Below are 18,894 nucleotides of genomic sequence, written 5' to 3'. Positions count from 1 at the left end.
AGAGTGACAACCCAGGTGGCGGTGCCGCTCAGGCCCGTACGGCGGCCAGCCGGCGCTCCACGAGGGCGGCGAACGCCTCGCCGTTGCCGGGCAGCGCAGGCAGGTAGAGCCCGGGCTCGGTGGCCTCGACCTCGCTGACGTGGAGCCGGCCGTCGTGGCGCAGCAGGTCGACGCGGGCGTAGTCGAGCGGACGTCCGAGCAGCTCGCCGACGAGGGCGGCCGTCTCGGTCGCCCGGGCCGCCGCCTCCGGGTCGAGGTCGGTGGCGCGGGACCGGCCGCCGTGCTCCTCGTGGACGCGGACCTCGCCCGCCGCCGGCGCCTTGACGACCTGGCTCACCGCGCGACCGTCGATGACGAAGACCGACGTCTCGCCCTCGGTCCGCACCGACTCCACCAGCGGCTGGACGACCCAGGGTCCGTGGTCGTCGGGCTGCCAGGTCTCCCCCGGCGCGACCACGGTCACGCCGCGCCCGCCGGCGCCGACGCGGGGCTTGACGACGGCGGGCAGGCCGACGCGCTCGAGCGCCGCCGGCACCTCCGCGGGTCCCCCCACCGCGATCGTCGGCACCACCGGCAGCGTCGTCGCCTCGGCGAGCCGGGCCAGGTAGGCCTTGTCGGTGTTCCAGGTGAAGACCTCGGCGCCGTTGAGCAGGGTGGGGCCGACCGAGCGGGCCCAGGCCAGGAACTCCGGCAGCCGGGTCTCGTAGTCCCAGGTGGACCGGGCCGCGACCAGCCCGGCGGCGGTCCAGTCGACCGACGGGTCGTCCCAGACCACCCATCGGCTGGTCAGGCCGCGACGGGCCAGGGCCTCGGTGAGGACGGCGTGGCCGGCCTCGCCGTGCGGGTAGCCGCTGCTGGTCGCGAGGAGCACGTCGGGCGCCCCGCTCACCCGCGACCCACCCGTCGGCGCACGGCGGCGGGGACCGCGACCAGGGCCCGCCCGGCCCGCCAGGTGGCGCTGGCGCGGACGGCGGCCAGCTCGGCCTCGGCGGCGGCGGCCCGGCGCTCGGCGCGGGCGGCCGCGCGGCGCTGCTGCGCTGCCTCCTCGTCGGCGCGGTCGAGGTCGCGGGCCATCTGGCGGTGCAGGGCGCGGGAGGCGCGGGCGGCGTGCCGGCGCTCGGCGGCCAGGGTGCGCTCGAGGCGGGCGATCTTGACCTCGGGCGACTCCTCGAAGTCGGCCGCGGTCTGGGTGTTGGGGTCGGTCACGACTTGCGCCAGTAGACGCCGGCCCAGTCGATGGGCACGAGCTCGTCGGTGATGCCGCGCCGGGCGCGGAAGTCGTGGATGGCCTGCGCGCAGCCCTTGACCGCGCCGTAGTCGTCGACGACGACGTACCCGCCGGTGGAGACCTTGTCGTAGAGCGGCTCGAGGCCGTCGATGGTGGAGGAGTACATGTCGCCGTCGAGGCGCAGGACCGCGACCTGCTCGATCGGCGCGGTGGGCAGGGTGTCGGCGAACCAGCCGACGAGGAAGCGGACGTGGTCGTCGAGGAGGTCGTAGCGGCGGAAGTTGTCCTGCACCTGCTCGACCGAGACGGCGAGGTCGGGCTCGACGTGGTGCTGGTCGCCGGCGTCGGCGGCGAACCGGCCGTCGGGGGCGGGCAGTCCCTCGAAGGAGTCGGCGACCCAGACGTCACGGTCGGTGACGCCGTGCGCCGCGAGCACGGCCCGGGCGTAGATGCAGGTGCCGCCGCGCCACGCGCCGGTCTCGACGAAGTCTCCGGGCACGCTGTCGGCGAGCACCGACTCCAGGCAGTGGCGCACGTTGGCCAGCCGCTTCAGGCCGACCATCGACTCCGCGTCGGCCGGCCAGTCGCGGCCGTTCTCGCGGGCCTCGCGGTCGAGCTCGCCGGGCTCGACGACCCGCAGGTCGCGGTCGCGGGTGGCGTTGCGGACCATCCGCCACAGGTAGCCCTCGTAGCTGCGCGGCTTGAACCGGACGCTGGCGTTGCGGCCCTCGAAGCCGTAGCGGGTGAGCACCTTGGCCATGACGTCGAGGTAGAGGTCGACCGCCGGCGAGGCTGCAGCAGCGGGCGTCGTGGCGGGCGTCGTCACCCACCCGAGCCTAGGGCTCAGGTCGCCGTCGCGTGCGGGCCGGGTGCGGTGTGCCCGAACGGGACCTCCGCACGCACCCCGAGCGCGGTCAGGACCGAGGGCAGCAGCGCGGCCGCCGTACGCCGGTAGCCGAGCGCGCTGGGGTGGAAGCGGTCGAGGCTGAACATCTCGTCGGGGTTGGTGATGAAGAAGGGCCCGACGACGTCGGCGAGGGAGACGGCGTGGCCGCCGGCCCGGACCGTGGCGGCGGTCTGGGCGGCGGCGAGCTGGCGCGAGGCACGCGAACCGAGCGCCCGCAGCGGCTGCGGCACCGGTCGCAGCGCCCCGAGGTCGGGGCAGGTGCCCACCACGACGACGGCACCGCGCTCGCGCAGCGCGGTCACGGTGTCCTCGAGGTGGCCCGCGGCCTGGGCCACGGGCACCCGGTGGGTGACGTCGTTGCCGCCGACGACCACGACCGCGACGTGCGGCCGGTAGCCGCCCGGCAGGGTCGCGATCTGGTCGGGCAGCGTGGAGCTCTCGGCCCCAACGACCGCTGCCGTGCGCAGCCGCACGGCCCGGCCCGTCTGCTTGGCCAGGCCCTTGGCCAGGCGCCCGCCCAAGGTGTCCTTGCGCCGCTCGGCGCCGAGGCCCGCGGCGATGGAGTCACCGAGCAGCACCAGGTCGAGCGGGTCGCCGTACGACGCCTTCCAGGTGCGGTCGGCGTCGGGCGCCTGCTCGCCGAGCGGCTTGCCGATCAGCCGGCGGGCGGTCGCGGCTTGCCGGTGGAGCAGCTCGCGGCCGCCGTACGACCCGGCGAGGGCGGCACCGAGCGCGGCGGCGGCGCCGAGGGCGAGGGCTCGTGGGACGGGCACCCCCCATGTCCACCACACCGACCTGAACGGACGCCGACCTGCCGGCCAACCGGGCACAACGGGTCCTGGTCGGCGTGCAGCGCCGGCCTGACTAGACCGGCGTGCGAGGATGCGGGTCCCCCTCCCCTCCCCCCCGACGAAGGACCCCCATGCGGAGCACCCCGTCCCCGTCCGTACGCCGACCCGCGCTGGCCCTCGCCTGCACTGGCACGATCCTCGCGCTCGCCGCGGCCCCCGGCGCCGCGGCCGAGCCCGTCGCCCAGGCCGAGGCCACCGGGCTCGTGCTGACCGTGCTGAGCACCCCGACCGACAGCGGGGAGGTGCGCGCGGTCAACGACGGCACCCGGGAGCAGAAGACCGGCACCGTCGACCCGCTCATCACCGCGCTGGGCAACCAGCCGTTCATCAACGCCGGCACCCTCTCCCAGGACGCCACGACCAGGATCGAGGACCGCCGCGGCCTGTCGGCGGCGTGCGCCGGGCTCGCCGGCGACGGCGCCACGCTCGTCTCGGTCGACCAGGGCTTCTGCCTCACCCCGGGCAACAACGCCGAGATCAACGCGGGCACCTTCGAGCTCGGCGACGTCACGATCGTCCAGTCCGACCTGACCGACGGCATCACCGGCCCGCTCCTGGCCGCGCTCCAGCCGCTGCTGCAGCCCGTGCTCGACACGACCAGCACCACGGTGCAGACCCTGCTGACCTCGATCGGCGACCCCGACGTCGTGCTCGACCTCGGTGCCGTCCAGAGCCGGTGCACCGCCACGCCCGCGGCGGCCACGGGCGACAGCCAGCTCACCGACGCGACCCTCGACGTCCGGCTGCCGGCGCCGATCGGACCGCTCAACCTGGTGACCCTGCCGGCCAACCCGCCGCCCAACACCAAGGTCCTCACCGACCTCGACGTCGTGCTGACCGCCATCAGCGACGCCCTGGAGGCCGAGCTCACCACCGCCCTGCGGGGCGTGCTCGCCCCCGCCGGCGGGCTCGTCGACCAGCTGGTCACCGCGCTCAACGGCAACATCGTCTCCACCGTCGCCGACCAGCTCGGCCCGCTCGAGGACAACGTGCTCGACGCGACCCTGAACAAGCAGACCCGCGGCGACGGATCGATCGAGGTCACCGCGCTCGACCTGAGCCTGCTGCCGGCTGCGTCGTCGTTCGGCGTCGACCTGCTCGACGTGCAGATCGGCCGCTCGGCCTGCGGCGCCAACGCGCGGGTCGGCGTGACCGAGCCCCCGGCTCCCACCGACCCCGACGGTCCCGGTGGCCCCGGTGGCCCCGGTGGCCCGGGCGGTCCCGGCCCCGACTTCCCGACCTCGGTGCCCGCGGGCGAGGTCGACCTGGCCTCCGGCACGACCGGTGACGGCGCGATCAACGGCCAGGTGGCCACCGGCGCGCTCGTGCTGCTGAGCCTGCTGGCCGCAGCCGGGGGCGTGCACACCTTCCGCCGCCTGCTGCGTGGCTGACCCGAGCCCCGCGGCCCCGGCCAACGCCGCCGGCGAGACCGGGCCCCGGCCCGCTCGTCGGCGGCGTCGCCGCGCGCTGGCGGCGCTCGCGCCGGTCGTCGCCGTCCTGCTCGTCTTCGCCGGCGGCTTCCTCCTCGGGCAGCGCTGGGACGCCCGGACGCCGGGCGCGGCTGCCGAGCCCCCCGCGCCGACCGTGACCGTGACGGCCGAGCCCGAACCCGACGCCGCGCCCCCCGCTCCGGCCGCACCGACCCGGCTCGTCATCCGGTCGCTCGGCATCGAGGCACCGGTCATCGGCGTGAGGCTGCGCAGCGACGCGGTCCTCGAGCCGCCGCCCGACCCCGACGTGGTCGGGTGGTGGGACGGCAGCGCCCAGCCCGGCGCGACGACCGGGCGGGTCGTGATCACCGGCCACACCGTCAGCAACGGCGACGGGGCGCTCGACCGGCTCCCCGAGCTCGACTCGGGCCGGATCGTGCTCGTCACCGAGACGGGGCGCCACCGCTACCGGGTCACCGACAACCTCGTAGCCAGCTACGAGCAGGTCGCCGAGCGCGCCCGCGACATCTTCGGCCAGACCGAGGAGTCGCCCGACGGCGCGCGGCTGATCCTGGTGACCTGCACCGATTTCAACGGCCGCTTCTACGAGAGCAACCAGATCGTCGTCGCCGAGCCCGTCTGAGACCGGTCGCGCGCCGCTGTCGAATCGGCCGCCCCGTCGGCGTCACCACGGTGGAACACTCACCCCCGACCCTGGGAGACCCGATGCCCCGCTACCTGCTGCTGATGACCGAGGCCGACCACTTCGCCAAGTGGGACGCCGCCGACGACGAGCTGCGTGCTCGCGTGTACGCCGACTTCGGCGCCTTCGCCGAGGCGGCGCGCGCCCGCGGCACGATCGTGGGCGGTGAGGCGCTGGCCCCGTCGTCGACCGCCCGGACGGTCCGCGGCGCGACGGGCGGGGCCGAGCGGCCGCCGGTCACCGACGGCCCGTACGCCGAGACCGTCGAGCAGCTCGGCGGGTTCTACCTCATCGAGGCCGACGACCTCGCCACCGCGACCGAGCTGGCCGCCCTGCTCCCCCGGGAGTACGACGTCGAGGTGCGCGAGTGCGTCGACGTCCCGGACCACTGAGCGGGACCCGGATCCGGTGACCGGGACCGACGGGGCCCTGGCGGTGGTGGTGCGGGAGGACTGGGGCCGGCTGCTCGCACTGCTCGTGGCCCGGTTCCGGCGCCTCGACCTGGCCGAGGACGCGCTGGGTGACGCGGTGGAGGCGGCGGTCCGGCACTGGCCGGTCGACGGGGTGCCGGCCAACCCACCGGCCTGGCTGCTCACCGCGGCCCGCCGCCGGGCCCTGGACCGGCTGCGCGCCGAGGCCGTGGCCGCCCGGGCCCAGCCGACGCTCGCCGTCGAGGCGTCGCTGGTGGTGCAGGCCCGCCGGGTGATGGCCGACGGGTCCGGGGCGGGCGGCGGGCAGGTGGGCGCGAGCGACGAGCTCCTGCGCCTGGTGCTCCTGTGCGCCCACCCCTCGCTGGCCCCGGCCGACGCCGCGGCCCTGACCCTGCGGCTCGTGCTCGGCGTCAGCACCGCCGACGTGGCCCGGCTGTTCCTCGTGCCGACGCCGACGATGGCGGCCCGGCTGACCCGGGCCCGCAAGCGCCTGGCCGGCTGTCGGTTCGAGGTGCCGACCGGCCCTGCGCTGCTCGAGCGCCTCGGCACGGTGGCCGACGTGGCCTACCTGGCCTTCACCGCCGCCTACGCCCCTGGCTCCGGCGACGACGTGGTGCGGGTCGGCGAGGCCGGCGAAGCGGTGCGGCTGGTGCGGGTCGTGCGCGACCTGTCCCCCGTCGCCGTGCCCGACCTCGACGCGCTGCTCGCGCTCGTGCTGCTCCAGCACTCCCGCCGCGACGCCCGGGTGCGTGACGGCGCGCTGGTGCTGCTGCCCGACCAGGACCGCAGCCGGTGGCACCACGACGAGGTCGCCGAGGCCGTGGCCCTGCTGCGGCCGCTCGTCGCGGAGGCCCCGTCGACGCCGTACCTGCTGCAAGCGCTGGTCGCCGCCGAGCACGCCCTCGCGCCGACGGCGGCGGCGACCGGCTGGGCGCGGATCGCACGGTGGTACGCCGAGCTCGACGACCTCACCGGATCGCCCGTCGTCCGGCTCAACCGGGCCGTGGCCGTCGCCGAGGCCGAGGGGCCCGAGGCCGGCCTGGCCCTGCTCGAGGGCCTCGCGCTCGGCGGCCACCGGCTGCCCGCCGTGCGGGGCGAGCTGCTGGCCCGGGCCGGCGACGTCGAGGCCGCCCGCGCGGCGTACGACGACGCGATGGCCCGCTGCGACAACGCGGCCGAGGCCGACCTGCTGACCCGCAGGCGGGCCGGGCTCAGCCGCCCGCGACCGCCGGGATGACCGAGACCTGGCTGCCGTCGGGGGTGGCCGTGGCCAGGTCGTCGAGGAACCGGACGTCCTCGTTGCCGACGTAGACGTTGACGAAGCGGCGCAGCTTGCCGTCCTCGTCGACGATGCGCGCCTTGATGCCGGCGTAGGAGGACTCGAGGTCGTCGAGCACCTCGGCCAGGGTAGCGCCCGAGGCGTCCACCTCGGACTCGCCGTCGGTGTAGGTGCGCAGGATGGTCGGGACGCGGACGGAGACGCTCACGGGGTTCTCTCTCTGGCTCGTTCTCGTGCGGGTGCGGCGGTCAGGCGCCGAGGCCGGTGGCCTCGAAGGCGGCGTACGTCGGCTCGATCGTCGCGGCCGGGCCGACCCGGTCGGAGACGGCGTCGAGGGTCTTCAGGCCGTGGCCGGTGTTGATGACCACGGTCTCGAGCTCGGGGTCGAGCTGGCCGGTCTCGGTGAGCTTCTTCAGCACCGCGACGGTGGTGCCGCCCGCGGTCTCGGTGAAGATGCCCTCGGTGCGGGCCAGCAGCACGATGCCGTCGGCGACCTCGGCGTCGGTGACGTCCTCGACGGCCCCGCCGGTCTGCCGGCAGATGTCGAGCACGTAGATGCCGTCGGCGGGGTTGCCGATGGCCAGGCTCTTCGCGATGGTGTCGGGCTTGACCGGGCGGATCGCGTCGCCCCCGCCCTTGTAGGCCACCGAGACCGGCGAGCAGCCGGTGGCCTGGGCGCCGTAGATCTTGTAGGGCTTGTCCTCGACCAGGCCGAGGGTGACGAGCTCCTGGAAGGCCTTGTGCACCTTGGTCAGCTGGGAGCCCGAGGCGACCGGGATGACGACCTGGTCGGGCAGGCGCCAGCCGAGCTGCTCGGCGATCTCGTAGCCCAGCGTCTTGGAGCCCTCGGCGTAGTAGGGGCGGACGTTGACGTTGACGAACGCCCAGCCGTCCTCCTCGCCCGCGATCTCCGAGGCCAGCTTGTTGACGTCGTCGTAGTTGCCGTTGACGGCGACCAGCGACTCGGTGAAGACGGCGGAGTTGACCTTCTTCGGCTGCTCGAGGTTGCTGGGGATGAAGACCACGGTCTTGATGCCCGCGCGCGCCCCGGCGGCGGCCACGGCGTTGGCCAGGTTGCCGGTCGAGGGGCAGGCGAAGACCTTGGCGTCGAGCTCGCGGGCGGCGCTGAGCGCGCAGGCGACGACGCGGTCCTTGAAGGAGTTGGTGGGGTTGGTCGAGTCGTCCTTGACCCACAGCTTGGCCAGGCCGAGCTCGCTCGCAAGGTTGCGGGCCTCGAGGAGCCGGGTGAAGCCGGGCTCGGTGTTGGGGCTGGTCTCGATGTCGGTGGGCACCGGCAGCAGCGCCTTGTAGCGCCAGATGTTGCGCGGCCCGGCCTCGATCTCCTCGCGGGTCACGGTCGGGAACTCGTAGGCCACCTCGAGCGGGCCGAAGCACTCCGGACACGCGTAGAAGGGGCCGAGGTCGACGCGGTGGCCGCACTCGCGGCACGACAGACCGGTCGCATTGCCGAACGCGCCCTCGCGGGGGCCGGTGCGGGCGGCCTCGGACCCGGCGGGCGCGGGGCTCGCGGCGGCGGCCGGGTCGGTGGCCTCGGTCTGGTCCGAGACGGTGGCAGCGGTCTGGTCGACGACGGATGCGCTCACAGGGGATCCTCCTCCTCATCTTCCCCGGGGCGGATCTCGCGTCCGGGCGGAATTGGCACCGTTTCCGCTCCCGCGTCCGGATCGGTCCGGAGGCGGAGGTGGAGCGGCGGTTGCCGGGACGTCGTCGGGCCGTTCCCTCAGTCCCTCGTGATGAGCAGTGACCACTGTACGGGGGGCCGTCTCAGCATGCGTCACCCGGTCCCGGGATGTGGACCGCCTGGTCGCGGCGCGCCCAGGCTGGTTCGTCGCGCCGACGGCGGCCTTGTTGCAACTCCCGCGCAGGAGGCGACAGCCGTTCACCTGCTGGGCACCCGGGGTCGGTTTCGTGACGGCCCGCTGCGGCGTTGAGTCGGGAGGAGGCGGTCGCGGAGGACCGCCGCCATCTTCGGAGGAGCACGCAGTGACGCACTCGCACGACCACGGGCCGCACGACCACTCCCACGACCACGCGCACGGCCACACCCACGGCCACACCCACGCCCACGCCCACGACCACACCCACGACCACGAGGTCGACGAGGCCGCCCTCGCCGCGGCCGACCCGACCGTGCCCGACAGCGACCTCTCGGCCCGCGAGCTCAGCCGCCGCGGCCTGATGCGGGCCGCGGGCGTCTTCGGCGCCGTCACCGCCGGCATGGCCGGCATGACCGGTGTCGCGGCGGCCGCCCCGGGTGGGCCGAAGGGCCCCGGTGGTTCCGGTGGGCCCGGCGGACCCGGCGGTGGGGCTGGCGGTGAGGCTGGCGGCCCCGTCCGGTTCTGGCTGGCGGGCGACCACCACATCCACACCCAGTTCAGCTCCGACGCGCAGTACCGCGTCATCGACCAGGCGCAGCACGCGGCGGCGTACGGCCTGGACTGGTTGGTCATCACCGACCACGGCGGCGCGACCCACGCCCGCATCGGCGTCGACAAGGTCAACCCCGAGATCGTCGCGGCCCGCCGCGAGCTGCCGGACACGCTGGTCTTCCAGGGCCTGGAGTGGAACATCCCGGCCGCCGAGCACGGCACCGTCTTCGTCGCGCCGGGCCCGAACGAGGTCGCGGTGCTCAAGCAGTTCGAGAACGAGTACGACGGCAGCGTCAAGGGCGCGAGCGGCAGCTCGCCGGCCAACGAGGCGCTGGCCGTGGCCGGCGTGCAGTGGCTGGGCCAGCAGGTCGACCGCAAGCGGGTCACCGACGCGCTGTTCCTGGCCAACCACCCCGCCCGCAACGGCATCGACAGCCCGCACGAGATCCGCGGCTGGCGCGACGCCGACCCGCGGGTGGCGATCGGGTTCGAGGGCGCGCCGGGCCACCAGGCGGCCGGGCTGCCCACGGGCGTCGGGCCGGGGTCGGCCCGCGGCTACTACGGCAACGCGCCGGGCGTGAACTCGTTCGCGGCGTACCCGCCGGAGAGCTACCGCACCTGGGGCGGCTACGACTGGATGACCTCGACCGTCGGCGGCCTGTGGGACTCGATGCTGGCCGAGGGCAAGCCGTGGTCGATCACCGCCAACTCCGACTCGCACGTCATCTGGGGCGACACCTCGAGGCGGCCCGACGGGTCGACGTCGGCGCAGTTCAACGCCGACGGCCAGTACGGCGACCCGGTCTACTCCGGCACCATCAACCTCACCGCCGGCGACTTCTGGCCCGGCTACTACAGCCGCACCCACGTCGGCGCCGCGTCCCGCGACTACCGCGCCGTCATGCGGGGGATGCGCGACGGCCGGATCTGGGTCGACCACGGCGCGCTGGTGAAGTCGGTCGACGTGCAGGTGGTGGCCGGCCCCGGGCGCGGCCGGGCCGAGACCCTGGGCGGCACGCTCACCGCCAAGCGCGGCACCCGCGTGCGCCTGGTCGTCACCATCACCGCGCAGGACGTGCCCAACTGGTCGCAGTTCGTGCCCGCGCTCAACCGGGTCGACCTCGTTCGCGGCGCGGTCGACCCGCGCCCGGCCCTCGCCGACCGCGACCTGTTCCTCGCGCCCGACACCCGGGTCGTGAAGCAGTGGGACACCTCGGGCCGCACCGGCACCTTCACCATCGAGCAGGACCTCGGCGAGCTCGACCAGCCGTTCTACGTCCGGCTCCGCGGCACCGACGGCAACCGCCAGGCCCCGGGCTACCGCGGCGCGGCGATCGACCCGGCCGGCCCGGCGCTCGACGTCGTCGGGGACGCCGACCCGTGGCGCGACCTGTGGTTCTACACCAACCCGATCTGGGTCGTCCCGACCCGGTGACCGTCCCGACCCGCGTCCTGCTCGCCGCCGACGTCGCCGCCCGCGACGTCGGCGGCGCCGAGCACGCCCTGGCCACGCTCGACGCCGTGCTGCCCACCGGCCTGTCGTCGTACGTCGCCTCGACGCACGTGGTGCCCGGGGGCCGGGTGGCGGTGGCGGTGTCGTGGGCGGGCGCGCCGTCCGACGAGGTCGACCGGGTGCTCGCGGCGCTCCCGGGCGTCGACCTCGAGGGAGCCGGGGCGCGCGAGGCGGCGGCCCAGCACGCCGACCGGTCCGCGGGCCGGCTGGTGCGCTTCGCCGGCCGGATGCGGGTCGAGCGGGTGCTGACGGTGGCCGAGGTGCTGGCCGGCAGCGTCGTGGACGAGGTGCGCGAGCTCGGCGTCGGCGTCCTGCCGCCCGAGGCCGTCCTCGACCTCACCGAGTGGGCTCGCCCCACCTGGACCGATGGCCGGGCCGTCCTGCTGGTCCACCGCGCCGCGGCCGGCCTCGTCCCCTTCGAGTCCCGCCACCAGATCGCCTGCTGCTCCGCCCACTGACCGCAGGGCGCCTGCCCGCAACCGGGGGTAGTCCCTGACGAAGTGGTCGTCAGATCGGCGTCTCGACGACCATTTCGTCAGGGACTACCCCGGTGGGCCGGTGCGGTGCCCCCACCCCCCCCAACGCACAAGGGCGCGAGGGGGCGGGTCAGGCGCGGAGGGCGGCGGCGTCGGCGGTGAGCTGGGCGAGGAGGGCGAGGACACCCTCGGGACCGGGGACGACGACGTCGGCGAGGGGGACGAGGGCGTTCTGCTCCTCCGAGGTCGAACAGACGAGCAGGGTCGGCATGCCGCCCCGGCGCAGCTCGCCGACGGCCTCGAAGGCCTCGACGTCGCCGAGGTCGTCCCCGGCGAAGAGGAAGCCGCCGGCGTCGAGCTCCTCGACGAGGGTGTGCACGGCCCGACCCTTGTGGACGCCGGGCGAGCGGACCTCGACCACGGCCTTGCCGGGCTCGACGACGAGGTCGTGGCGGCCGGCGAGGTCGCGCAGCTCGGGCAGGAGCCGCTCGAAGGCGGCGTCGGGCTCGGCGAGGCGGCGGGTGTGCACGGCCACGGCGAGGCCCTTGTGCTCCACCCACGCCTCCTCGGCGTCGAGGCGGCGCAGGGTGCGGGGCAGCTCGCGCTCGAAGCTGGCCAGCCCGGCGGGCGGGCGCGGGGAGACGACGCGGCGGTTGGTCGAGCTCCAGCGCTCGTTGCCGTACTGGCCGAAGAGGTAGAGGTCCTTGCCGGCCTCGCCGACGGCCTGGCCCACCTCCTCGAGCCCGCCCAGGTCGAGGGCCTGTCGGGCGGGACGGCCGGTGATGACCGCGACCGCGCGCACCTGGGCCGCGAGGTCGACCAGCACCGGGCCGGCGTCGGGGTGGATGTGCGCCTCGGTCGGGTCGTCGACGATCGGCGAGAGGGTGCCGTCGAAGTCGAGGCCGACGACGGTCTCGGCCGCGGCTCGCACCAGGGCCGCCCAGTGCTGCTCGCCCTCGATCGAGGTGAAGTCCACGGAGGACAGCCAACCAGAACGCGGCCGACCCCGGAGGGGTGACCGGGTGGGTCAGAGGGCGCCGGTGAGGATGACCGTGAGCCGGTCGAGCTTCATGGCGCCGTCGGCGGGCGCGGTGCGGTCGATGCCGAGGTCGAGGGCCAGCTGCTTGGCCGCGCGCTCGAGCCGCGGCGGGAAGTAGACGGTGTTGGTGGGGATCGAGCCGACCCAGTTGTCAGTGCCGACGACCCGCCAGCCCGCGTCGGTGGCGCGGCCGCCGACGTCGGCGGCCAGGCCCTTGATGCCGGTGTTGTTGTAGACCTCGACGTAGACCTGGCCGCGCTGGACCGGCTTCGGCTTCGGCTTGGGCTTGGGGGTGGGGCTCGCGCCGGCGCTGGCCGTGGCCGAGGGGGTCTCGGCGGCGGGGGCCACGACCTCGCGCTCGGTGGGCTCGGCACCCCGGGTCACCACGAAGGCGACCAGCGCCATCGCGACGGCGACGATGCTGAGCAGGACGACCGGGGAAGGGAAGACCACGCTGCGCTGGGGGCCGCGGGGCCGGTCGCTGGCCATCGGGTCAGACCTCGAAGCCCAGGCGGCGGGCCGAGCGCTGGCGCTGGCGCTCCGAGCGCAGGCGGCGCAGGCGGCGGACCAGCAGCGGGTCGACCTCGAGGGCCTCGGGACGGTCGATGAGGGCGTTGAGCACCTGGTAGTAGCGCGTGGAGCTCATGTCGAACTTCTCGCGGACCGCGGTCTCCTTGGCGCCGGCGTACTTCCACCACTGCCGCTCGAACTCGAGGATGTCGCGGTCGCGGTCGCTCAGCGCGGCGGCGTCGGGCCGGGCGTCGGGGCCGTCGTGTCGCTGGGCTTCCATCGAGATCTCCCGTGGGTGGGCGCGGGGGTGGACGTGCCCACCATAGACGGCTAATCACACGGCTGTCATTCGGGCCGGGCGACACGCCGTAGATTGGCCTGCGTGAGTGCTGACGAGGACCGAGACCCCGCCCGGACCATCGGCTGGGGCATCCTGGCGACCGGCAAGATCGCGCGCAAGGTGGCGGCCGAGGTCGCGCTCGTGCCGGGCGCCGAGGTCGCGGCCGTCGGCTCGCGCGCGGCGGCCTCGGCCGAGGCCTTCGCGGCGGCGTACGACGGCCCGGGGGCGTGCACGCCGTACGGCTCCTACGAGGCGCTGGTGGCCGACCCGGCCGTCGAGGTCGTCTACGTCGCCAGCCCGCACGCGCTCCACCTCGAGCACGCCCGGCTGGCCTTCGAGGCCGGCAAGCACGTGCTGTGCGAGAAGCCGGTCACGGTGACGGTGGCCGACGCCGAGGCGATGGTCGCGCTGGCCCGCGAGCACGACCGCTTCCTCATGGAGGCCATGTGGACCGCGACCCACCCCGTGGTCCGGGCGCTGGCCCGCGACCTGTGGGCCGGCCGGTTCGGCACCCCGAGCCACCTGCACGCCGAGCTCGGGTTCGTCGTCGACGCCGACCCGACCGACCGGCTGCTCGACCCCGCGCTCGGTGCCGGCGCGATGCTCGACATGGGCATCTACCCGCTGACCTTCGCCCACCTCCTCCTCGGCGAGGCCGAGCAGCTCGCGGCCACGGCGCGCGTCTCCGCGACCGGCATCGACGCCGACATCGCGGTCACCGGCCGCTACCCCGGCGGGGCGCTGGCCACGATGACCGCCTCGCTCACCTCCCACTCCTCGCGGCAGGCGTTCGTCGCCACCGACTCCGGCCGCATCGAGGTCGACGACTTCCACCACCCCACCCGCGCCACCTGGACGCCGTACGCCGCGGGGCCCGACGGCCGGCCGGCCCCGGGTGCCCCCGAGCCGATCGAGGGCGACGAGCCGGTCATCGGCACCGGCTACGGCAACGAGGTGGCCGAGGTCGGGCGCTGCCTGCGCGAGGGACTGCGCGAGAGCCCGCTGGTGCCGCACGCGCAGACGCTGGTGCTGATGCGCCAGATGGAGGCGGTGCTGGCCTCGGTCGGCGTCACCTACGCCTGACCCGGCCCGCCAGGCCCGTCCGGCCCGCCCGTGCCGCCACCCCTGACGACGATGCGCCGCACGGGCGCCCCTCTAGGGTTGGGGACGTGCCAGCCGACCTCGTGATCGTCGCCAACCGGCTCCCGGTCGACCGGGTCACCAACCCCGACGGCACGACGGGGTGGCGGCGCTCCCCCGGCGGCCTCGTGACCGCGATCGAGCCGGTGATGCGGGCCAACGACGGGTCCTGGATCGGGTGGCCGGGCGGGTCCGCGGGCGACGGCGACGAGGCCCTCGAGCCGTTCACCGACGACGGCCTGCACCTGGTGCCGATCGGCCTGACCGCCGAGGAGGTCGAGCGGTTCTACGAGGGCTTCTCCAACGGCACGATCTGGCCGATCTACCACGACCTGGTGGCCAAGCCGGAGTTCCACCGCGAGTGGTGGGACTCCTTCGTCAAGGTCAACCAGAAGTACGCCGAGAAGGCGGCCGAGGTGGCCGCGGAGGGTGCGACGGTCTGGGTCCACGACTACCAGCTGCAGCTGGTGCCGCAGATGCTGCGCGACCTGCGCCCCGACCTGCGGATCGGGTTCTACCTGCACATCCCGTTCCCCCCGGCCGAGCTGTTCCAGCAGCTGCCGTGGCGCCGGCAGGTCCTCGAGGGCCTCCTCGGGGCCGACCTGGTCGGCTTCCAGCTGCCCGGCGGTGCGCAGAACTTCGTGCGCCTGGTGCGCCAGCGGGTCGGCCACAAGACCCACCGCGACCTGGTCTACCTGCCCGACGGCCGCACGGTGCGGGCCAAGGCCTTCCCGATCTCCATCGACGCCGGCGGCTTCGAGAAGCTCGCGCTCACCGACTCCGTCGTCGAGCGGGCCTCGACGATCCGCGAGGCCCTGGGCAACCCGCGCAAGATCTTCCTGGGCATCGACCGCCTCGACTACACCAAGGGCATCTACGCCCGGCTCCGCGCCTTCGCCGAGCTCATCGAGGACGGCCACCTCGACGTCGAGGACGCCGTCTTCGTGCAGGTCGCGGTGCCCTCGCGCGAGCAGGTCGAGCAGTACCGCATCCTGCGCGACGACATCGAGCGCCTCGTCGGCCGCATCAACGGCGACCTCGGCCGCATCGGCCGCCCCGCCATCAGCTACCTGCACAACTCCTACCCGCGCGAGGAGATGGCCGCGCTCTACACCGCGGCCGACGTCATGGTCGTCACGCCCTACCGCGACGGGATGAACCTCGTGGCCAAGGAGTTCGTGGCCTGCCGGCCCCACGACGACGGCGCCCTGGTGCTCTCGGAGTTCGCCGGCGCGGCCGACGAGCTGCGGCAGGCGTGGCTGGTCAACCCCTACGACCTCAACGGCATGAAGTCCGCCCTCCTCGAGGCCTACCGCGCCGAGCCCAAGGAGCTGACCCGGCGGATGAAGGCCATGCGCAAGACCATCCGCCTGCACGACGTCGCGGCCTGGGCCGACGCCTTCATGGCCGAGCTCGCCACCGTCTCCCACAGCACGCACGCCAAGGCCGTGCGCCCCGCCAAGCGCTCGTGACCGACGTACGCCGCCCGGCCGGTCGGCCGGGCTGGGACGACGTCGTGCTCATGAGCGACCCCCGGGTCACCTCGATCGCGGTCGTCGACGACGGCAGCCCGCTGGTCGACACCGCCGGCGCCGTCCCCTTCACCGGGGAGACCGACGAGGCGCGGCGCCTGCGCCGGCCGGTGCTCGACCGGCTGCTCGACGCGGCGGCCGCCCTGCCGGCCGACCTGGTGCTCGCGCTCAACGAGGGCTACCGGCCGCCGGCCCTCCAGCGCTCCTACTTCGACCGCTACCGCGACCGGCTCGCCGCCGCGCGGCCCGACCTCGCCGCAGCCGAGGTGCACCGCCTGGCCAGCCGCTTCATCTCCCCGCCCGAGGTCGCGCCGCACACCGCGGGCGCGGCCGTCGACGTGGTGCTGCTCTCCCCCGAGGGCGAGGTGCTCGACGTCGGGTGCCCCCTCGACGCCTCCCCCGAGGACTCCGGTGGCCGGTGCTACACCGACCACCCCGACGTCGCGGGCGAGGCGCTCGCGCTGCGCCGCGCGCTCGTGAAGGCGATGAGCGCCGCCGGGCTGGTCAACTACCCGACCGAGTGGTGGCACTGGTCGTGGGGAGACCGCTACTGGGCGTGGGTCACCGGCGCGCCGCACGCGGAGCTGGGTCCCGTCCAGTCGCCCTGAGTCCCGTCGCGACCCGGGTGGGGTGTGGCCGGCGGCCCGCAGGGTAGGAAGGTCCGCATGGCTGACGCCCCACCGCCGCCCCCGCCGCCCTCCGGTCCCGACCCGGGCGACCGCCCCGACCTCGGCAAGGCCGGCGGTCAGCAGGGCGGGTCCAGCGGCTGGGGCGACTCCTGGGGCCCGACCCTCGGCGGCGGCACCCCGCCCGCCGAGCCGACCCGGACCTCCGGCCAGCCCCACGGCGGCCCGCCGTCCGGTCCCCCGCCGTCCGGTCCGCCGACCTGGGTGCCGGGCGGGCAGCCGCCGACGGCCCCCGGCGGCGTCCCGCCGCAGGGCCCGCCCGGCTGGGGTCCCTCGCCGTACGGGTCGCCGGGCGGGTCGCCGTACGGGTCGCCCCACGGCGCGCCGTACGGCCAGGGCGGGCCGTCGGGGCCGCCCCCGTCGCGGAAGGGCCGCACCGGCCTGGTCGTCGCGGCCGTGGTGGTCGTGCTCCTGCTGCTGGGGGGCGGCGTCGGTGCCGCCGTCTGGGCCGGCGGCGACGACGAGCCCACCGCGAAGGACCCCGCCCCGAGCAGCTCGCCGTCGACGGAGGCCGAGACCGAGGACCCGAGCACCGAGGCGGCGCCCGAGCCGACGACGCCGACCGAGCCGACCCCGGCCCCCTCCTCCGAGCCGACGCTGCCCGAGCCGACCCCCTCGGAGACCACCGAGCCCCGCCTCAGCGACTCCCCGGTCAGCTACAAGGAGTACGACGGCGACTGGGACTTCAAGCTCGGCGACGTGCGGCTCAAGGCGGAGTTCGAGAGCGGCGTCGACCACGACACCTGCGGGCCGGTCGAGAACAAGGGCGCGCTGACCGCGCTGGGGTGCCAGGCGGCAGCCGAGTGGACCTACCGGGCGCGCGGCGGCCGGCTGGCCATGACGCACATCGTGATGACGATGAAGGACCCCAACAGCGCCAAGGCGGTCATCGAGGGCGAGCAGATCACCCAGGCCGACTGGAAGGTGCGGCCCGTCGGCGTCATCAGCGACCGGGGCTACTGGACGGCCTCGTCGGTCGGTCAGTTCATCGTGCTGACCGTCGTCACCGCCGACGACTCGGTGCCCGACGGCGTCATCCAGAGCTACCGCGACAACGGCAACCTCGACATCCGGGGCGCCCTGGCTTTCCGCTTCTGAGGCTCCCCCGACGGTCCCGTGACGCGTGTCTCCCCTCCAGCGAGGCGGGGACGCGTGGCGCGCCGGGAGGTACGTTCCCCCCGTGGACCTGATCCCCAAGCCCGACCAGCTGGTCTCGGCCGCCAGCAACCTGGCCCACCAGGTGTTCTACGGCGGGCTCGCCGACCTCCGGCCGATGCCGCGCACCCTCATCGACGAGGGCGTCCTGCGCGAGGTCTACCACTACCGGCCCGCGGCCAAGGTGCAGGAGACCGGTGACCCGGTCCTGCTCGTGACCCCGCTGGCCGCGCCCGCGATCTGCTACGACCTGCGCCGCGGCTGCTCCCTCGTCGAGCACTTCGTGGCCGAGGGCCGGCCGACCTACCTGGTGGAGTACGGCCAGGTCTCCTTCCGCGACCGCAACCTCGGCATGGAGCACTGGGTCGAGGAGGTGGTGCCGACCGCGATCCGCGAGGCGTCCCGACACGCCGGCGACCGGCCGGTGCACGTGGTCGGCTGGAGCCTCGGCGGCATCTTCGCCCTGCTCGCCGCCGCGGCCGACACCGACCTGCCGATCGCGTCGCTGACGATCGTCGGCTCCCCCGTCGACGTCAAGCAGGTGCCGCTGGTCGCGCCGCTGCGCCCGCTGCTCAACCTCGCCGGGGGCCGCGGGCCGATCACCAAGGCCTACCAGACCCTCGGCGGCGCCCCGACGCCGCTGGTGCGGTGGGCCTTCCAGCTCTCGTCGTTCCAGAAGCTGGTGACCAAGCCGGTCGCCAAGGCCGCGCACTACGACGACACCGAGTTCCTGGCCCAGATGGAGGCCGTCGACCGGTTCACCGCCAACATGACCGCCTACCCCGGCCGCACGTTCGGCCAGCTCTACCACCGCTTCGTGCGCGGCAACGCGCTCGTCGCGGGCACCTTCGACCTCGGCGTCGTGACCGGCGACGGCGGCGCCACCGGGCGCACCGTGTCCTTCGCCGACATCGACGTGCCCGTGCTGGTCTTCGCCGGCGCGACCGACGGCATCGCGCCGGTCGGGGCGGTCAAGGCCGTCGTGCCGCTGCTCGCGGGCTCGCCGGAGGTGCAGTTCGAGATCGTCCCCGGCGGGCACCTCGGGATGCTCACCGGACGCGCCGCGCGCAGCACCACCTGGGTGGTGCTCGACGAGTGGATCGACCAGTGGTCCTCGGCCGACGGCGACGGCGGCTCCGGCGCCGTCACCGGTGACGACGAGGGCGACGGTGACGACGAGGGCGACGACGGCGAGGCGCCCATCGGCACGGGCCGCCGCCGCCACGGCTCCGGGGCCTCGCGGGCGCTCTCCCGCTAGGGCGGCGGAGGCGAGCCCGCGCGGCG

General features: G+C 75.0%; 20 protein-coding genes and 1 riboswitch. Of the genes, 11 read left to right on the top strand and 9 right to left on the bottom strand.

The genetic code is table 11. From position 1 onward, the window contains the following. Nucleotides 1-28: 28 nt before the first annotated feature. Genes FJQ57_RS02125 through FJQ57_RS02110 form a run of 4 tightly spaced genes read right to left on the bottom strand, consistent with a single transcriptional unit; the run spans nucleotide 29 to nucleotide 2,908 of the window. Nucleotides 29-889: an ATP-grasp domain-containing protein gene (locus FJQ57_RS02125; RefSeq protein ID WP_139977592.1), complete on the bottom strand. Its 861-nt coding sequence runs from the start codon at nucleotides 887-889 to the stop codon at nucleotides 29-31. Next, nucleotides 886-1,206 (bottom strand): hypothetical protein, encoded by a 321-nt coding sequence (locus FJQ57_RS02120; RefSeq protein ID WP_139977591.1) that lies wholly within the window; start codon nucleotides 1,204-1,206, stop codon nucleotides 886-888. The genes FJQ57_RS02125 and FJQ57_RS02120 overlap by 4 nt, the downstream gene beginning before the upstream one ends. Then, nucleotides 1,203-2,054 (bottom strand): TylF/MycF family methyltransferase, encoded by an 852-nt coding sequence (locus FJQ57_RS02115; RefSeq protein WP_211348721.1) that lies wholly within the window; start codon nucleotides 2,052-2,054, stop codon nucleotides 1,203-1,205. Before FJQ57_RS02115 ends, FJQ57_RS02120 begins: the two co-directional genes overlap by 4 nt. A gap of 17 nt (nucleotides 2,055-2,071) precedes the next feature. Continuing rightward, nucleotides 2,072-2,908 (bottom strand): SGNH/GDSL hydrolase family protein, encoded by an 837-nt coding sequence (locus FJQ57_RS02110; RefSeq protein ID WP_139977590.1) that lies wholly within the window; start codon nucleotides 2,906-2,908, stop codon nucleotides 2,072-2,074. Between the two features lie 149 nt (nucleotides 2,909-3,057). Between FJQ57_RS02110 and FJQ57_RS22845 the strand changes: the two genes are divergently transcribed. The 4 genes from FJQ57_RS22845 (at nucleotide 3,058) to FJQ57_RS02090 (ending at nucleotide 6,787) form a co-directional block, all read left to right on the top strand. Beyond that, nucleotides 3,058-4,377, top strand: a complete 1,320-nt coding sequence (locus FJQ57_RS22845) for a hypothetical protein (protein WP_211348720.1) — start codon at nucleotides 3,058-3,060, stop codon at nucleotides 4,375-4,377. Then, nucleotides 4,370-5,059, top strand: a complete 690-nt coding sequence (locus tag FJQ57_RS02100) for a class F sortase (RefSeq protein ID WP_139977589.1) — start codon at nucleotides 4,370-4,372, stop codon at nucleotides 5,057-5,059. The genes FJQ57_RS22845 and FJQ57_RS02100 overlap by 8 nt, the downstream gene beginning before the upstream one ends. A gap of 83 nt (nucleotides 5,060-5,142) precedes the next feature. After that, the gene (locus FJQ57_RS02095) at nucleotides 5,143-5,511 is read left to right on the top strand and encodes a YciI family protein (RefSeq protein ID WP_139977588.1); all 369 of its coding nucleotides are present in this window, start codon (nucleotides 5,143-5,145) and stop codon (nucleotides 5,509-5,511) included. A gap of 16 nt (nucleotides 5,512-5,527) precedes the next feature. Continuing rightward, nucleotides 5,528-6,787, top strand: coding sequence for an RNA polymerase sigma factor (locus tag FJQ57_RS02090; RefSeq protein ID WP_139977587.1), 1,260 nt, complete (start codon nucleotides 5,528-5,530; stop codon nucleotides 6,785-6,787). Here the strand turns inward: FJQ57_RS02090 and FJQ57_RS02085 are convergent. Together FJQ57_RS02085 and thrC are read right to left on the bottom strand one after the other, a co-directional pair. After that, nucleotides 6,762-7,037: a MoaD/ThiS family protein gene (locus tag FJQ57_RS02085; RefSeq protein WP_139977586.1), complete on the bottom strand. Its 276-nt coding sequence runs from the start codon at nucleotides 7,035-7,037 to the stop codon at nucleotides 6,762-6,764. The two genes, FJQ57_RS02090 and FJQ57_RS02085, sit on opposite strands and share 26 nt — an antisense overlap. A gap of 40 nt (nucleotides 7,038-7,077) precedes the next feature. Continuing rightward, on the bottom strand, nucleotides 7,078-8,433 hold the full coding sequence (gene thrC / locus FJQ57_RS02080; protein WP_139977585.1) for a threonine synthase: 1,356 nt from the start codon (nucleotides 8,431-8,433) through the stop codon (nucleotides 7,078-7,080). A gap of 12 nt (nucleotides 8,434-8,445) precedes the next feature. Then, a riboswitch (SAM riboswitch) is annotated at nucleotides 8,446-8,590 on the bottom strand. Between the two features lie 243 nt (nucleotides 8,591-8,833). Here thrC and FJQ57_RS02075 point away from each other — a divergent pair. After that, the gene (locus FJQ57_RS02075) at nucleotides 8,834-10,654 is read left to right on the top strand and encodes a PHP domain-containing protein (protein ID WP_139977584.1); all 1,821 of its coding nucleotides are present in this window, start codon (nucleotides 8,834-8,836) and stop codon (nucleotides 10,652-10,654) included. Beyond that, the gene (locus tag FJQ57_RS02070; RefSeq protein WP_139977583.1) at nucleotides 10,651-11,190 is read left to right on the top strand and encodes a hypothetical protein; all 540 of its coding nucleotides are present in this window, start codon (nucleotides 10,651-10,653) and stop codon (nucleotides 11,188-11,190) included. The genes FJQ57_RS02075 and FJQ57_RS02070 overlap by 4 nt, the downstream gene beginning before the upstream one ends. A gap of 148 nt (nucleotides 11,191-11,338) precedes the next feature. Here the strand turns inward: FJQ57_RS02070 and otsB are convergent, their stop codons facing one another. Genes otsB through FJQ57_RS02055 form a run of 3 tightly spaced genes read right to left on the bottom strand, consistent with a single transcriptional unit; the run spans nucleotide 11,339 to nucleotide 13,037 of the window. Next, nucleotides 11,339-12,184 (bottom strand): trehalose-phosphatase, encoded by an 846-nt coding sequence (otsB, locus tag FJQ57_RS02065; RefSeq protein ID WP_139977582.1) that lies wholly within the window; start codon nucleotides 12,182-12,184, stop codon nucleotides 11,339-11,341. 51 nt (nucleotides 12,185-12,235) lie between these two features. Further along, nucleotides 12,236-12,736, bottom strand: a complete 501-nt coding sequence (locus FJQ57_RS02060) for a LytR C-terminal domain-containing protein (RefSeq protein WP_139977581.1) — start codon at nucleotides 12,734-12,736, stop codon at nucleotides 12,236-12,238. Between the two features lie 4 nt (nucleotides 12,737-12,740). Further along, entirely contained in the window at nucleotides 12,741-13,037 is a 297-nt protein-coding gene (locus tag FJQ57_RS02055; protein WP_139977580.1) for a DUF3263 domain-containing protein, read from the bottom strand. A 102-nt stretch (nucleotides 13,038-13,139) separates the two neighbouring features. Between FJQ57_RS02055 and FJQ57_RS02050 the strand changes: the two genes are divergently transcribed. The 5 genes from FJQ57_RS02050 (at nucleotide 13,140) to FJQ57_RS02030 (ending at nucleotide 18,868) form a co-directional block, all read left to right on the top strand. Next, nucleotides 13,140-14,180, top strand: a complete 1,041-nt coding sequence (locus FJQ57_RS02050) for a Gfo/Idh/MocA family protein (protein ID WP_139977579.1) — start codon at nucleotides 13,140-13,142, stop codon at nucleotides 14,178-14,180. A gap of 86 nt (nucleotides 14,181-14,266) precedes the next feature. Then, nucleotides 14,267-15,709 carry an alpha,alpha-trehalose-phosphate synthase (UDP-forming) gene (locus FJQ57_RS02045; RefSeq protein WP_139977578.1) on the top strand — a complete coding sequence of 481 codons (1,443 nt, stop codon included), beginning with the start codon at nucleotides 14,267-14,269 and terminating at the stop codon, nucleotides 15,707-15,709. After that, nucleotides 15,706-16,377 carry a M15 family metallopeptidase gene (locus FJQ57_RS02040; RefSeq protein WP_246081543.1) on the top strand — a complete coding sequence of 224 codons (672 nt, stop codon included), beginning with the start codon at nucleotides 15,706-15,708 and terminating at the stop codon, nucleotides 16,375-16,377. The genes FJQ57_RS02045 and FJQ57_RS02040 overlap by 4 nt, the downstream gene beginning before the upstream one ends. A gap of 57 nt (nucleotides 16,378-16,434) precedes the next feature. Then, nucleotides 16,435-17,553: a hypothetical protein gene (locus tag FJQ57_RS02035; protein ID WP_139977577.1), complete on the top strand. Its 1,119-nt coding sequence runs from the start codon at nucleotides 16,435-16,437 to the stop codon at nucleotides 17,551-17,553. 82 nt (nucleotides 17,554-17,635) lie between these two features. Further along, nucleotides 17,636-18,868, top strand: a complete 1,233-nt coding sequence (locus FJQ57_RS02030) for an alpha/beta fold hydrolase (RefSeq protein ID WP_246081542.1) — start codon at nucleotides 17,636-17,638, stop codon at nucleotides 18,866-18,868. Nucleotides 18,869-18,894 lie beyond the last annotated feature (26 nt).

The sequence above is a fragment of the Nocardioides litoris genome, from assembly GCF_006346315.1.
Taxonomy (GTDB): Bacteria; Actinomycetota; Actinomycetes; order Propionibacteriales; family Nocardioidaceae; genus Nocardioides; species Nocardioides litoris.
Note: the sequence above shows the minus strand (reverse complement) of the source record. Positions and strands in the feature narration are given on the sequence as shown.

Bases quoted from the DNA above. Each gene is read 5' to 3' on its own strand.
- FJQ57_RS02095 (WP_139977588.1), top strand. From the start codon at position 5,143: ATGCCCCGCTACCTGCTGCTGATGACCGAGGCCGACCACTTCGCCAAG.
- FJQ57_RS02035 (WP_139977577.1), top strand. From the start codon at position 16,435: ATGGCTGACGCCCCACCGCCGCCCCCGCCGCCCTCCGGTCCCGACCCG.
- FJQ57_RS02055 (WP_139977580.1), bottom strand. From the start codon at position 13,037: ATGGAAGCCCAGCGACACGACGGCCCCGACGCCCGGCCCGACGCCGCC.
- FJQ57_RS02060 (WP_139977581.1), bottom strand. From the start codon at position 12,736: ATGGCCAGCGACCGGCCCCGCGGCCCCCAGCGCAGCGTGGTCTTCCCT.
- FJQ57_RS22845 (WP_211348720.1), top strand. From the start codon at position 3,058: ATGCGGAGCACCCCGTCCCCGTCCGTACGCCGACCCGCGCTGGCCCTC.